The organism is Micromonospora okii (assembly GCF_020884795.1).
GTDB classification, from domain to species: Bacteria; Actinomycetota; Actinomycetes; order Mycobacteriales; family Micromonosporaceae; genus Micromonospora; species Micromonospora okii.
Genome location: NZ_BBZF01000018.1, coordinates 164,434 through 177,064, shown reverse-complemented (window position 1 = coordinate 177,064; position 12,631 = coordinate 164,434). Strand labels below are relative to the sequence as shown.

Annotated in this window: 14 protein-coding genes; 4 read left to right on the top strand and 10 right to left on the bottom strand. The window is 75.2% G+C overall.

Annotation, left to right across the window (positions count from 1 at the left end; genetic code table 11):
• Positions 1–48 precede the first annotated feature (48 nt).
• From LPU43_RS16115 to LPU43_RS16105, 3 genes are read right to left on the bottom strand one after another with little or no spacing between them, the layout of a single operon-like run.
• Entirely contained in the window at positions 49–1,224 is a 1,176-nt protein-coding gene (locus LPU43_RS16115) for an anhydro-N-acetylmuramic acid kinase (protein ID WP_229401250.1), read from the bottom strand.
• Between the two features lie 4 nt (positions 1,225–1,228).
• Positions 1,229–2,503, bottom strand: coding sequence for a class I SAM-dependent RNA methyltransferase (locus LPU43_RS16110; RefSeq protein WP_373321724.1), 1,275 nt, complete (start codon positions 2,501–2,503; stop codon positions 1,229–1,231).
• Positions 2,500–4,572, bottom strand: coding sequence for an APC family permease (locus LPU43_RS16105; RefSeq protein ID WP_229401249.1), 2,073 nt, complete (start codon positions 4,570–4,572; stop codon positions 2,500–2,502). Before LPU43_RS16105 ends, LPU43_RS16110 begins: the two co-directional genes overlap by 4 nt.
• A gap of 161 nt (positions 4,573–4,733) precedes the next feature.
• Between LPU43_RS16105 and LPU43_RS16100 the strand changes: the two genes are divergently transcribed.
• Together LPU43_RS16100 and LPU43_RS16095 are read left to right on the top strand one after the other, a co-directional pair.
• Complete coding sequence (locus tag LPU43_RS16100; RefSeq protein WP_229401248.1) at positions 4,734–5,399, top strand: potassium channel family protein; 666 nt, start codon at positions 4,734–4,736, stop codon at positions 5,397–5,399.
• A 2-nt stretch (positions 5,400–5,401) separates the two neighbouring features.
• Positions 5,402–6,091: a potassium channel family protein gene (locus LPU43_RS16095; RefSeq protein WP_229401247.1), complete on the top strand. Its 690-nt coding sequence runs from the start codon at positions 5,402–5,404 to the stop codon at positions 6,089–6,091.
• Between the two features lie 45 nt (positions 6,092–6,136).
• Here LPU43_RS16095 and LPU43_RS16090 read toward each other — a convergent pair whose 3' ends face one another.
• From LPU43_RS16090 to dut, 4 genes are all read right to left on the bottom strand, one after another.
• On the bottom strand, positions 6,137–6,823 hold the full coding sequence (locus LPU43_RS16090; protein WP_229401246.1) for a DUF3159 domain-containing protein: 687 nt from the start codon (positions 6,821–6,823) through the stop codon (positions 6,137–6,139).
• 31 nt (positions 6,824–6,854) lie between these two features.
• Complete coding sequence (locus LPU43_RS16085; RefSeq protein ID WP_229401245.1) at positions 6,855–7,238, bottom strand: OB-fold nucleic acid binding domain-containing protein; 384 nt, start codon at positions 7,236–7,238, stop codon at positions 6,855–6,857.
• A gap of 203 nt (positions 7,239–7,441) precedes the next feature.
• Complete coding sequence (locus LPU43_RS16080; protein ID WP_229401244.1) at positions 7,442–8,098, bottom strand: DUF3710 domain-containing protein; 657 nt, start codon at positions 8,096–8,098, stop codon at positions 7,442–7,444.
• A 25-nt stretch (positions 8,099–8,123) separates the two neighbouring features.
• Complete coding sequence (dut, locus tag LPU43_RS16075; protein ID WP_229401243.1) at positions 8,124–8,669, bottom strand: dUTP diphosphatase; 546 nt, start codon at positions 8,667–8,669, stop codon at positions 8,124–8,126.
• Positions 8,670–8,712: 43 nt separating this feature from the next.
• Here dut and LPU43_RS16070 point away from each other — a divergent pair, with 43 nt between their 5' ends.
• Positions 8,713–9,204, top strand: coding sequence for a DUF3093 domain-containing protein (locus LPU43_RS16070; protein WP_229401242.1), 492 nt, complete (start codon positions 8,713–8,715; stop codon positions 9,202–9,204).
• 84 nt (positions 9,205–9,288) lie between these two features.
• Here LPU43_RS16070 and LPU43_RS16065 read toward each other — a convergent pair whose 3' ends face one another.
• Positions 9,289–10,170, bottom strand: coding sequence for a hypothetical protein (locus LPU43_RS16065; RefSeq protein ID WP_229401241.1), 882 nt, complete (start codon positions 10,168–10,170; stop codon positions 9,289–9,291).
• A 171-nt stretch (positions 10,171–10,341) separates the two neighbouring features.
• Complete coding sequence (locus tag LPU43_RS16060; protein ID WP_229401240.1) at positions 10,342–10,638, bottom strand: DUF4193 domain-containing protein; 297 nt, start codon at positions 10,636–10,638, stop codon at positions 10,342–10,344.
• A gap of 432 nt (positions 10,639–11,070) precedes the next feature.
• On the opposite strand from LPU43_RS16060, the gene LPU43_RS16055 reads away from it, so the two are divergent.
• Positions 11,071–11,583 carry a LytR C-terminal domain-containing protein gene (locus LPU43_RS16055; RefSeq protein WP_229401400.1) on the top strand — a complete coding sequence of 171 codons (513 nt, stop codon included), beginning with the start codon at positions 11,071–11,073 and terminating at the stop codon, positions 11,581–11,583.
• 54 nt (positions 11,584–11,637) lie between these two features.
• On the opposite strand, the gene LPU43_RS16050 is transcribed toward LPU43_RS16055, so the two are convergent.
• Positions 11,638–12,462 carry an inositol monophosphatase family protein gene (locus LPU43_RS16050; RefSeq protein ID WP_229401239.1) on the bottom strand — a complete coding sequence of 275 codons (825 nt, stop codon included), beginning with the start codon at positions 12,460–12,462 and terminating at the stop codon, positions 11,638–11,640.
• Positions 12,463–12,631: the final 169 nt, after the last annotated feature.

Genomic DNA, 12,631 nt, shown 5'->3' with positions numbered 1-12,631 from the left:
ACAGTCCGCAGCCGGGCCGTGAGCGCCCCGGCCGCCCCCGGCGGGCGGTCAGGCCGTGATCACCAGCCGCCGGGGCGGGACGGGCGGCGGGGCGCTGCGGGACGGCCCGGCCGGCGTCCAGGAGCCGAGCACGGCCGCCTCCTCGGCCCCGGTCACCGACGGGATCGCACCTGGCAGGCCGTGCCAGGAGAGCCAGCCGAGCAGGGCGAACGCGTACGCCTCCCTGGCCTGCGCCGGCACCCCCAGCTCGTCGGCGACCCGCAGCCGCCACCGCCCCTTGCCGAGGGCGGCCAGCCGGCCCCGGAGTGTGGGATTGCGCACCCCGCCCCCGGCGGCGACCACCTCGGTCACCCCGTGCCGGTCGCACTCGGCGGCCACCGTCCGGGCGGTCAGCTCGGTGAGGGTGGCCAACACGTCGTCGGCGGCCACCGGCTCGCCCAGCGCGGCCAGCCGCGCGTCCAGGTACCCGGCGTGGAACAGCTCCTTGCCGGTCGACTTGGGCGGCGGCGCGGCGTAGTACGGCTCGGCGAGCAGCAGCTCCAGCAGGGCCGGGTGCACCCGGCCGGCCGCCGCCCGCGCCCCGTCGAGGTCGCAGGGGCGGCCGAGGAGCCGCCGGGCCGCCGCGTCGAGCAGGGCGTTGGCCGGGCCCACGTCGTACCCGAGGACCGGCGCGCCCGGCGCGACCACCGTGAGGTTGGCGATGCCGCCCAGGTTCAGCGCCGCGCGGGGCGGCCCGTCCCCGCCGCCGAGCAGCAGCGCGTCGAAGGCCGGCACCAGGGGCGCGCCCTGCCCGCCAGCCGCGACGTCCGCCGAGCGCAGGTCCGACAGCACGGGTACGCCGACCCGCGCCGCCACCCGGGCCGGCGCGCCGAGCTGGAGGGTTCCCCGCACGGCGCCGCCGTCGACCCAGTGGTAGACGGTCTGCCCCGGCGAGACGACCGCGTCGACCCGGCCGCCGGCCAGCTCCACGCCACGCGCCGCCGCCTCGGCGAAGACCTCGCCGAGGCGGTTGTCCAGCCGGCAGACCGCCTCGATCGTGGTCGGGTTCGGCGGCAGCACCGCCTCGATCTCCGCCCGCAGCCCCGCGTCGTGCGCCAGCTCGGCGAACCCGAGCGGGCGCAGCCGCAGGGTCTCCCCGTCGAGGGTGAACTCGGCCGCCGCGACGTCCACCCCGTCGTACGACGTCCCCGACATCAACCCCACGACCCGCACGGAAGTCGACATCCCCTCAGCGGTCGCCGGCCGGGAGCAGCAGCGCCACCAGCTCGACGTGCTGGGTCATCGGGAACAGGTCGAAGCCGCGCAGCTCCGCCAGCCGCCACCCGGCCTCGGCGAACGTCCGCGCATCCCGGGCGAAGGCGGCCGGGTCGCAGGCCACGTACGCGACCGCGCGCGGCGAGGCCGCCACCACGTCCCGTACCACCCGGGCGCCCGCACCGGTCCGGGGTGGGTCCAGCACCACCAGGTCGACCGGCCCGGTGATCCGGCGGCGGGCCAGCGCGGTCTCCACCCGGGCGGCCACCACCTCGACCCCGCGCAGGTCGCTCAGGTTCTCCCGGGCGGCGGCGACGCCCGGGGCGGCGGACTCGACGACGGTGACCCGGGCGGTCGGGCCGACCCGCTCGGCCAGGGCGGCGGCGAAGAGTCCCGCCCCGCCGTAGAGGTCCCAGGCCGACTCCCCCGGCCTCGGGTCGAGCAGGTCGAGCACGGCGGCGACCAGGGTGTCCGCCGCCGCCGGGTGCACCTGCCAGAAGCCGGACGCGGGCAGCGCCCACTGCCGGCCGGCGGCCACCTCGCGGACCGTCGTCGGCCCGTCGACCGGCGTGGGCACCCCGTCGGCCAGGGCGGTGACGGCGACGTCCCCGCCGGTGGAGGCGACGGTCTCCACCGCCTCCGCCGTCGGCCAGGGCCGCCCGAGCACCGGCAGCTCCTGGATCGCCGGGTGCGCGATCAGGCAGCGGTCGATCGGCACCACCTCGTGCGAGCGGTGCTTGAGCAGCCCGGCCCGGCCGGCGGCGTCGACGGCGTACCGGATCCGGGAGCGCCAGCCGAGCGGCCCGCCGGGCAGCGCCGCGACCCGCACGCCGAGCCGGTCGATCTCCGCGTCGGTGAGGCCGGCGAGCCGGCCGAGCTGCTCCCGCACCACGGCCGTCTTCCAGTCGAGCTGGGCCTCGGGGGCGACGTGTTGCAGGTCGCAGCCGCCGCAGCGGCCCGGCTTCGCGTACGGGCAGGGCGGCTCGACCCGCTGCGGGGCGGCGTCGAGCACCGTCACCGCGTCGGCCCGGACGAACCCCCGGTGCACCTCGGTCACCTCGGCGACGACCCGCTCGCCGGGCAGCGCGTGCCGGACGAAGACGACCTGCCCGTCCACCCGGGCCACGCAGTGCCCGCCGGGGGCGACCGCGTCCACGGTCAGCTCGACCCGCTCGGCCTCGGTCAGCCCGCGCCGGTCGGGGTCACCGGGGGCGGGTGCCGGGCGGCCGGCGTTGGTGGGGGGCGTCACGACCGGTCCCCGTCGGTCGGGCCGGTCTCACCGGGCGGGACGGAGACCACCGGCGGCACCGGCGGCGGCAGGGTGCTGCGCGGCGCGACCCGGGGGCCGCGGGCGGGGCCTCGGGTCAGCGTGGCGTCCAGCCGGTCGAGATTCTTGCCGGCGGTGGAGGCGAGCTGCCAGGGCACGCTCGTCACCATCACGCCCGGCTCGAACAGCAGCCGTCCCTTGAGGCGCAGCGCGCTCTGGTTGTGCAACAGGTTCTCCCACCAGCGGCCGACGACGTACTCGGGGATGAAGACCGTGACCACGTCGCGCGGCGACTCCCGCCGGGTGTTGGCCACGAAGTCCAGGATGGGCCGGGTGATCTCCCGGTACGGCGAGTCGATCACCGTGAGCGGCACCGGCAGCTCCCGGTGCTCCCAGTCGGCCTGAAGGTCGCGGGTGTCCTTGTCGTCGACGTTCACCGTGACGGCGGTCAGCGTGTCCGGCCGGGTGGCGCGGGCGTACGCGATGGCCCGCAGGGTCGGCTGGTGCAGCTTGCTGACCAGCACGATGGCGTGGTTGCGGGCCGGGAGCACGCCCCGGGCCTCGGTCGGCTCCAGCTCGGCGGCGACCCGGTCGTAGTGCCGGCGGATCGCCAGCATCAGCGCGTAGATCAGCGCCATCGCGACGATGGCGATCCACGCGCCGAGCAGGAACTTGGTGAGCAGCACGATGATCAGCACCGTGCCGGTCAGCAGCATGCCGAACGTGTTGATCGCCCGGGATCGGACCATCCGCCGCCGGGCCTGCGGGTCCCGCTCGTTGCGCAGGTGCCGGTTCCAGTGCCGGATCATGCCGGCCTGCGACAGGGTGAACGAGACGAAGACGCCGACGATGTAGAGCTGGATCAGCCGCGTCACCTCGGCCTGGAAGCCGACGATCAGCACGATCGCGAAGACGGCGAGGAAGACGATGCCGTTGGAGAACGCCAGCCGGTCGCCCCGGGTGTGCAGTTGCCGGGGCAGGTAGCGGTCCTGGGCGAGGATCGAGCCGAGCACCGGGAAACCGTTGAAGGCGGTGTTCGCGGCGAGGAAGAGGATCAGCGCGGTCATCCCGGCGACGACGTACAGCAGCATCGAGCCGGAGCCGAAGACCGTCTCGCCGAGCTGGACGGTGACGGTCTTCTGCACGTACCCGGCGGGGCCGGAGACGATCTGCATCGCCGGGTCCTCGACGAACTGGAGGTTCGTGAGCCGGGCCAGCCAGATGATGCCGACCAGCATGCTCACCGCGATCGTGCCGAGCAGCAGCAGGGTGGTGGCGGCGTTGCGGCTCTTCGGGGCCTTGAACGCCGGCACCCCGTTGGAGATCGCCTCCACGCCGGTGAGCGCGGCGCAGCCGGAGGAGAAGGTGCGCAGCAGCAGGAAGATCAGGGCGAACCCGGTGACGCTGTGCTCGGCCTGGATCTCCAGCCCGGCGCTCGGGGCGCGCAGGTCGTGGCCGAGGACGAAGACCCGGACCAGGCCGGTGAGGATCATCCCGCCGATCACGATGACGAAGCCGTACGTGGGCACGGCGAACGCGGTGCCGGACTCGCGCAGGCCGCGCAGGTTCATGGCGGTGAGCAGCACCACCGCGGTGACCGCGATGAGCACCTTGTGGGTGGCCACGAACGGCACCACCGAGCCCAGGTTCGCCACCCCGGAGGAGACCGACACGGCCACCGTGAGCACGTAGTCGACCAGCAGGGCGCTGGCCACCGCGACGCCCGCCCGGGGGCCGAGGTTGACCGTGGCCACCTCGTAGTCGCCGCCGCCGGACGGGTAGGCGTGGACGTTCTGCCGGTAGCTGGCCACGACGGTGAGCATCACCACGACCACCGCGAGCGCGATCCACGGGGAGAAGATGAACGCCGACGCCCCCGCGATGGAGAGGGTCAGCAGGATCTCGTCGGGGGCGTACGCGACGCTGGACAGCGCGTCGGAGGCGAAGACCGGAAGCGCGATGCGCTTCGGCAGGAGGGTGTGCTGGAGCCGGTCGGACCGGAACGGTCGACCGACGAGCAGCCGCTTCAGCAGCGAGGTGGGACTGGCCACAAGCGCTAAGGGTACGACCACCGTCGCGCGGTCGCCCGGGGGTGGCGTGACGTCGGCCGGGGCCGGGGCGGTACCGTCGTCCCCCGCCCGTGACCCGGACGTGGCAGGCTCGCAGTCGACGGCCACCGACGCCGGCGGGCGCGCACCTTGGGAGGGACACCGTGCATGTCGTGATCATGGGCTGCGGCCGGGTCGGTTCGACCCTCGCCCAGAACCTGGAGTCCCGGGGGCACTCGGTGGCGGTCATCGACCAGGACGCCGACGCGTTCCGCCGGCTCAGCCCGGACTTCGCCGGGGTCACCGTCACCGGGGCCGGCTTCGACGGCGAGGTGCTGCGGCAGGCCGGCATCGAGCGGGCGGACGCCTTCGCGGCGGTCTCCAGCGGCGACAACTCCAACATCATCTCGGCCCGGCTGGCGCGCGAGACCTTCGGCGTGTCCCGGGTCGCCGCCCGGATCTACGACCAGCGCCGGGCGCAGGTCTACGAGCGGCTGGGCATCCCCACCGTGGCCACGGTGCGGTGGACCGCCGACCGGATGCTGCGCCACCTGGTCCCCGAGGGCAACGTCGAGATCTTCCGCGACCCGACCAGCACCGTGTCGATCGTCGAGGTCCCGACGCACAAGGACTGGATCGGCCGGCCCCTGCGGGCGCTGGAGGAGGCCACCGGGGCGCGGGTGGCGTACCTGAGCCGCTTCGGCATCGGCACCCTGCCCACCCGGTCGACCGCCATCCAGGAGGGCGACCAGACCTTCATGCTGGTCACCGACGACATCGCGGCGTCGGTGACCTCGGTGGCGGGGAGCCCGCCGGAAGGAGCGCACTGACGATGCGGATCGCCATCGCCGGCGCCGGCAACGTGGGCCGCTCGATCGCCCAGGAGTTGATCGACAACGGCCACCAGGTGATGCTGATCGAGCGCCAGCCCCGGATGCTGCGGCCGGACCGGGTGCCCGCCGCCGACTGGGTGCTCGCCGACGCCTGCGAGCTGGCCAGCCTGGAGGAGGCCGACGTCGCCGGCTGCGACGTGGTCGTCGCGGCGACCGGGGACGACAAGGTCAACCTGGTGGTGTCGCTGCTGGCCAAGACCGAGTTCGCGGTGCCCCGGGTGGTGGCCCGGGTCAACCGGGCCGAGAACGAGTGGCTCTTCACCGAGCAGTGGGGCGTCGACGTCGCGGTGAGCAAGCCGCGGGTGATGGCGGCCCTGGTCGAGGAGGCGGTGACGGTCGGCGACCTGGTGCGGCTGATGACGTTCCGCCAGGGCGAGGCGAACCTCGTGGAGATCACCCTGCCGCCCACCGCCCCGTACGTGGGGCAGCCCCTCCACGCGGTGCCGCTCCCCCGGGACGCCGCCCTGGTGGCCGTCCTGCGCGGCAAGCGGGTGCTGGTGCCCAGCCCGGACGACCCGATCGAGGCCGGCGACGAGCTGATCTTCGTCTGCACGGCCGAGGCGGAGGACGCCGTCCGCGCGGTGATCCTGGGCGCGGACAGCGTCGAGCGCACCCGCGGCGGGAGCTGAGCGGAGCCCGGCCCGGCCGGGCGCTCAGCGTGGGGCGGTGGGGGCTCAGCCGCGCGGCAGCGGCTCCGGCGCGGTCGCCGTCTCGCGGGTCACCCGGCGCACCGTCCAGACCGTGATCAACAACAGCAGCGCGTACGGTGGGTAGCCCAGCGCCAGCCGGGCCACGCCGAGCGCGGTGTCCTGGTGGGCGAGGTAGAGCCCGGCCTGCACGCCGACCTTGGCCAGCCAGACCACGCCCCAGAGCACGGTGAGCTGGGTGAAGGTGCGCACCAGGCGCGGGTCGTCCCGCCACTCCGAGCGGCCCTTGGCCACCAGCACCGACCAGATCCAGCCCACCAGGGGTTGCCGGATCGCCGCCGAGGCCAGCAGGGCCAGCCCGTACCCGATGCCGTAGAGGATGCCGGGGAGGTAGAAGTCGCGCTCGTCGCCGGTGCGCCAGGCGATGGCCGCGCCGATGCCGACGCCGAACAGCCCGTTGACCGCGTGCCGGACCGGCCGGCGCTGGACCAGCCGCAGCCCGGCGATGAGCAGCGCCACGGCCACCGAGGCGATCACCGCCGGCCGCAGCTCGCCGACGATGTTGGCGATCACGAAGACCACGACCGGGATGCTCGACTCGACCAGCCCGCGCCAGCCGCCGAGCTGGTCGGCCATCTGCTCGGCCATGGTCGGCAGCCGCTCGTCGTCCTCCGGGCCGGTCTCCGGCTCCGTGCGGTGCTGTCCGGTGGTCATCGCGCCTCTCCCGTCCGGGGCGTCCGCGCCGTCACCTCGGCGACTCCAGCTCGTAGTACGGGTTGTAGATGACCTTGCGGTCGCCCCGCACCGCCACCCGCCCCCGCGCCGTCAGGTGCCGGCCCGGCTCGATCCCGGCGATGTGCCGCCGCCCGAGCCAGACCAGGGTCACCACGTCGCTGCCGTCGTAGAGGTCGGCCTCCAGGGTGGGCAGGTTCGTCCGGGGAGTGTAGACCACCGTGCGCAGCCGTCCGGTGACGGAGACCACCTGGCCCCGCGTGCACTGCCGGGCCGGCACGCCGCCGGACTCGGCGCTCTCCCGGCGCAACTCCTGCGCCTCGATCTCGGCCTCGCTGGCGGTGAGCCGCCGCAGGAGTCGCCGGAGCGATACCCTGCTGCCCTCGTCGGTCGTCATGACCTCCGCGTCACCCTCTCCTCCGCCGGCCGGCCGCGCCGGCACCGATGCGGCGCCACGCGGTGCCGTCCCGCCAGCGTACGCCGACGGGCGACGGGACGGGACCGCAGCCAGGCCCGCCCGGCGGCCCCGGCGACCCGCCGGGGGCCGTCCACCGGCGACACGCCGACGGACGGGCCCCGGCTGAGCAGACCGGTGCGGGGTCAGGCCCCGGGCGGCGTCGCCTCGGCCGAGGCGGCTGCCTGGTCGGCGACCTCGCGGGGCAGGCGCAGCGGCAGCGGCTCGCGCACCGGCTTCGCCTCCTGGCCCCGGTCGACGACCAGCCCCTCCAGGCACTGGGCGAGCGGCCCGGCGGCGGCCGGATCGGTGGCGGCCGCGCCCTGGTAGACGCCGCGCACCATCCAGCGCGGGCCGTCGACGCCGACGAAGCGCAGGTCGGTCAGGCCGTCCGGCGTGCGCACCCGGGCGCGCAGCTCGGGGCCGTACTCGCCCTGCACCTCCTGGGCCGCCGCGCCGTCGTCGAACAACGACTGGCGGATCTCCTCGCGCACCTCGTCCCAGATGCCCTCGGAGCGGGGCGCGGCGAAGACGCCGAGCTGGAGCGCGCTCTGACCGTGCACCAGGACGACCTGCTGGATCACGCCCTCCGGGTCGGCCTGCACCCGCACCTCGACGTCGGGCACCGCCGGGATGCGCAGGCTGCCCAGGTCGAGCCGCTCCACGTCGCCCGGGGCCTCGGAGAGGTCGTACGGCCCGCGCGCCGGGGCCGCGGCCTCGGCGTCGCGGCCGTCGAGGACCTCGGCGGCCCGCCCGTCACCGGCACGCCGATCGCCGTCGGCCCGCTTTCGGGAGAAGATCACTGCGCCCACCTTCCGCTGTTCGCACTCACCCTGCCACCTCTTCCGGCTGCCCGCCGACCCGGTCGGCCGGCGGGACCAGCCCGGCGTGTCCGCCGGTCGACCCGTGCCCACCGGCGCCCCGCCCGGACGGCGGCAGCTCGGCCACCGGCCGGAAATCGGCGCGCTCCACCCGCTGGACAACGAGCTGCGCGATCCGATCGCCACGGGCGATCTTCGCCGGTGTCTCCCGATCATGATTGATCAGGTTCACCAGGATCTCACCCCGGTAGCCGGCGTCGACCGTACCGGGCGCGTTGAGCACCGTCACGCCGAGCCTGGCCGCCAGGCCCGATCGGGGATGCACCAGGCCGACGTACCCCTGCGGGAGGGCGATCGCCAGGCCGGTGGGGACCAGGGCCCGCCCGCCGGGGGGCAGCTCCACGTCCGCGGCGGCCACCAGGTCGGCCCCGGCGTCGCCGGGATGGGAGTACGCCGGCAGCGGCAGCTCCGGGTCGAGCCGCCGCACGGGCACGGGTACGTCGTCGGTCACGCCTGTCCCTCTTCCGTCCGATCCACGGGGTGACCCTGCCATCCTGCCGGGTCGACAGGCCGCCGCGCGCCGTACCCTTCGAGGAGTGAGCCGATCGCCGTCCTCCCCGCCCGCCACCGCCGCTCCGACGACCTACGCCGAGCGGCTCGGCCTGCCCTGGTGGCTCTGGCTGGCCGGGCTGCTCGTCGGCGGCTTCCTCGCCGTGGAGCTGTGGATGGGCGCCGACGGGGCGCGCGCCTGGCTGCCGTTCGTGGTGCTGCCGCTCGCGAGCCTGGCCACGCTGTGGTGGCTGGGCCGGATCCGGGTCGAGGTGACCGACGGCGAGCTGCGGGTCGACGACGCCCGGCTCCCGGTGCGCTTCGTGGCCGACGCCGTCCCGCTGGACGCCGAGGGCCGCCGCGAGGTGCTCGGCGTCGGGGCCGACCCGCTGGCGTTCGTGGTCCAGCGTCCCTGGATCTCCGGTGCGGTGCAGGTGGTGCTCGACGACCCGGCCGACCCCACCCCGTTCTGGGTGGTCAGCACCCGCGACCCGGTGCGGCTCGCCGCGACCCTGGTCGCCGCCCGCGACGCCCGCTGAGAGCGGCGGGGCGACGGCTCCCCCGCCGCACCGGCTCTGCGGCGGAGCGGCCCCCGGCGGCGCTCGGGAGCGGGCCGGCGGCGCTCAGGGCAGTTCGCGCCGCTGCCGGCGCAGGTCGGCGCGGAGCTGGTCGGCGAGGGACCGGGTGGCCCGCCGGTTGAGGTAGCTGGCCACCGCCGCCCCGGTGAGGAACGGCCCGAGCGTGGTCAGGTTGCGGCCGAACCGCTTGAGCAGGGTGTCGCGCAGCTCCTTGCGGGCCGCCGTGCCGAGCACCGCGCCGACGCCCACCCCGGGCATCATCGGGTTGACCCCGCGCTGGCTGGCCCAGGACTGCACCACGGACACCGCCCGCTGGCTGCCGCCCGTGGGCAGCGGGGCCCCGTACACCTCGTGCAGCTCGCCGATCAGCTTCAGCTCGACGGCCACCACGGCGACCGTCTCGGCGGCCAGCAGCACCGGCGCGGAGAGCAGGGCCGGCGTGACGGCCCACTCGACGGCCGCCACCCCGCCGCCGGCCGCGCCGATCCCGGCGGTCGTCCGGGCGGCGTTGCGCACCAGCCGGTCGGCCAGCGCCTCGTCGTCGAGGCCGGGGAAGTGCCGGCGCAGGGTGGCCAGGTCGCGGATCGGCACGTGCGGGGCGACGTCGGCCACGGCGTCGGTCATCCACCGGACGGCGGCCCTCGGCTTGAACAGGTCGCCGAGCCCACGGCCACGGACCTGGCCGACCATCCGGGTCAGCAGTTGCCGGCGGCGGGCCGGCTCGATGTCGTCGGCGGTCAGCGCGGCCACGGTCGCGCCGAGCGCCTCCCCGTCGCCGGCCGCCGCCGGAGAAGCGGGGTCGCCGCCGGACGTGGTTCCGGACGTGGTGCCGGACGTGGTGCCGGGGCTGGAGCTGCCGCCGGAGCCGGACGTGGTGCCGGAGCCGCCGGAGCCCGTGCTGGGCCCGGGGTCAATGTCCTCGGCCATCGCGTCGACCTCCCGAATCCGTCGGCGGGGAGACTGCCCTGAAGAAGTCAAGCAGTTCCCCGCCGCCGGCGCACGGCACGGCCGCGAGCCGGTGGCGCGGGCGCCGAGGGTGGCCCACCCCACGGCGGCGGCCTCACCGGTGAGGCCGCCGCCGATTTCCGTGGGTACGGGTCAGACGCACTCGCGGCAGATCAGCTCGCCGTTACGCTCGACGGCCAGTTGACTGCGGTGGTGGACCAGGAAACAGCGGGCGCATCGGAACTCGTCCTGCTGCATCGGTAGCACCTTGACCGTGAGCTCCTCGTCGGCCAGGTCGGCGCCCGGGAGCTCGAAGGTCTCGGCCACCTCGGCCTCGTCGACGTCCACGGCACCCGACTGTGAGTCGACGCGCCGGGCCTTGAGCTCTTCCAGGCTGTCCTCGCCGAGGTCTACCTCGTCGCGACGCGGGGCGTCGTAGTCGGTGGCCATCGGTTTCACTCTCCCATATCGATATGGTCGCTTCCGGTTGTAACGCCGGACGACGCTGTTTCGGTTCCGCCGGCCGGCCACCGAGATGTGTCGGTCACCCGACCCGAGCACCCCGGATCGGGGTCGCCGGAGAAACTCCCCCAGCGAGCGCGGTACCTTACCCCCACCGGGCGAGGCATGTATACCGCCCTCGCGGCTCAGATGTACGCCCCAGACCTCGAAGTTGTTCCCAATGTGACTCAGGCGACACGAAGATAGGGGTAGTACTACCCGCTCGCCGGGTGCCGCGCCGGTATGTCGGACTGTTTCCACGCGTCCGTCGGACAACCGCTAGCCTCAGCGGCGTACCTGACGGCCGGCGCGGTGGACGACCACCCCCGGCCGCCGCCACCCATCCACCGTCCGGGGAGCGCCCAGATGAGCTTTGCGCGAGTGCGAGCACTCGTTGTCGTCGGTCTGCTGGCGGTCGTCGCCCTGGTCTTCGTGGTCGTCGCCGTGGTGCGCGACACCCAGGGCAAGGGCGTGGCGGGCGGCTGCCCCGAGGACGCGCCGCTGGCGGACGTGCGGCTGCGCGAGCGCAAGGACGTGCGGATCAACGTCTACAACGCCACCGACGAGCCGGGCCTGGCCAAGAAGGTCGCGGACGAGTTCCGCAACCGCAAGTTCCAGGTGAAGAAGGAGGGCACCGCCCCCAAGCAGCTCGACGACGTCGCCGTCCTGCGGTACGGCCCGAAGGGCGTCGGCTCCGCCCACCTGCTGCGCGCGTACTTCCTCGACAACGCCGACACCCAGTTCGACATGGAGCGCAAGGACGACACGGTCGACGTGGTACTGGGCAGCGGCTTCGCCCAGCTCGCCACCACCACCGAGGTCAACCAGGCCCTCGGTGACCTGGGCGCCCCCACCCCCCCGCCGGGCACCTGCCCGATGCCCGTCAACAAGTGACCCGCTGACGCCCGGCCGGGCCCGTGCGGGTCCGGCCGGGCGCAGGGGCGCGGCTCAGGGCCCGCCGGAGGCGTCCAGGGCGGCCAGCCGGTCGTGCAGCGGCGCGAACAGCGCGGGCGGGGCCGCGATCACCAGGTCCGGCCCGGCCGGCAGCCCGCCCAGCCCACCGACCCGGAGCCCGGCCTCGGTGGCGACGAGCGCCCCGGCGGCCTGGTCCCAGGCGGCCAGCCCCTTCTCGTAGTACACGTCCAGCCGGCCCTCGGCGGCCAGGCAGAGGTCCAGGGCGGCGGCGCCCTGGCGGCGGATGTCCCGCACGTGCGGGATCAGCTCGGCGAGCACGCGGGCCTGGTGGGCCCGCCGCCCGGCGTCGTAGCCGAACCCGGTGCCGACCAGCGCCTGGCCCAGGTCGGTCTCCGTGGAGCAGCGCAGCCGACGCCCGTCCCGCCACGCGCCCCCGCCTGCCGTGGCGGTCCACTCCTCGCCGGTGGAGACGTTGCGCACCACGCCCGCGACGACCTCGCCGTCGACCTCGGCGGCCAGCGACACGGCGCAGTACGGCAGCCCGTACAGGTAGTTGACGGTCCCGTCGATCGGGTCGACGATCCAGCGCACCCGGGCCGCGTCGGCCGCCGGCGCGGCCTCGCCCGCGCCGTACTCCTCGCCGAGGACGGCGTCGCCCGGCCGGAGCCCGCGCAGGGCCTCGACCACCTGCCGCTCGACGGCCCGGTCGGCGGCCGTGACCACGTCGGTGACGGTGGACTTGGTGGCGGCGACGGAGACCCCCTCGGCGCGCATCCGGTGGGCGGTCGCCGCCGCGCCCCGGGCGACATCGACGGCGATCTCCAGCAACTCGCCGGGCGGCGGCGCCGAGCGATCCATGTTCGTCCCCTTCCCGCACGACCGGGCCCCTCCGGGTCACGCGCGGGTATCATCCTTACAAAGTCCACATCTGCGCCCAATCGGCGGTCCCGACCGCCCGTGCGCCGTGCGGCGCAGGATGATCGCCGCAGACGGCGTTACAATTCACCCCTGCCCACGCGCCACGGAC

Excerpts from the sequence above, each read along its gene's own strand:
- LPU43_RS16115 (WP_229401250.1), bottom strand. The coding sequence starts at position 1,224 with ATGTCGACTTCCGTGCGGGTCGTGGGGTTGATGTCGGGGACGTCGTAC.
- LPU43_RS16095 (WP_229401247.1), top strand. The coding sequence starts at position 5,402 with ATGCGGATCGCCATCGCCGGCGCCGGCAACGTGGGCCGCTCGATCGCC.
- LPU43_RS16090 (WP_229401246.1), bottom strand. The coding sequence starts at position 6,823 with ATGACCACCGGACAGCACCGCACGGAGCCGGAGACCGGCCCGGAGGAC.
- LPU43_RS16085 (WP_229401245.1), bottom strand. The coding sequence starts at position 7,238 with ATGACGACCGACGAGGGCAGCAGGGTATCGCTCCGGCGACTCCTGCGG.
- dut (WP_229401243.1), bottom strand. The coding sequence starts at position 8,669 with ATGGCAGGGTCACCCCGTGGATCGGACGGAAGAGGGACAGGCGTGACC.
- LPU43_RS16065 (WP_229401241.1), bottom strand. The coding sequence starts at position 10,170 with ATGGCCGAGGACATTGACCCCGGGCCCAGCACGGGCTCCGGCGGCTCC.
- LPU43_RS16060 (WP_229401240.1), bottom strand. The coding sequence starts at position 10,638 with ATGGCCACCGACTACGACGCCCCGCGTCGCGACGAGGTAGACCTCGGC.
- LPU43_RS16050 (WP_229401239.1), bottom strand. The coding sequence starts at position 12,462 with ATGGATCGCTCGGCGCCGCCGCCCGGCGAGTTGCTGGAGATCGCCGTC.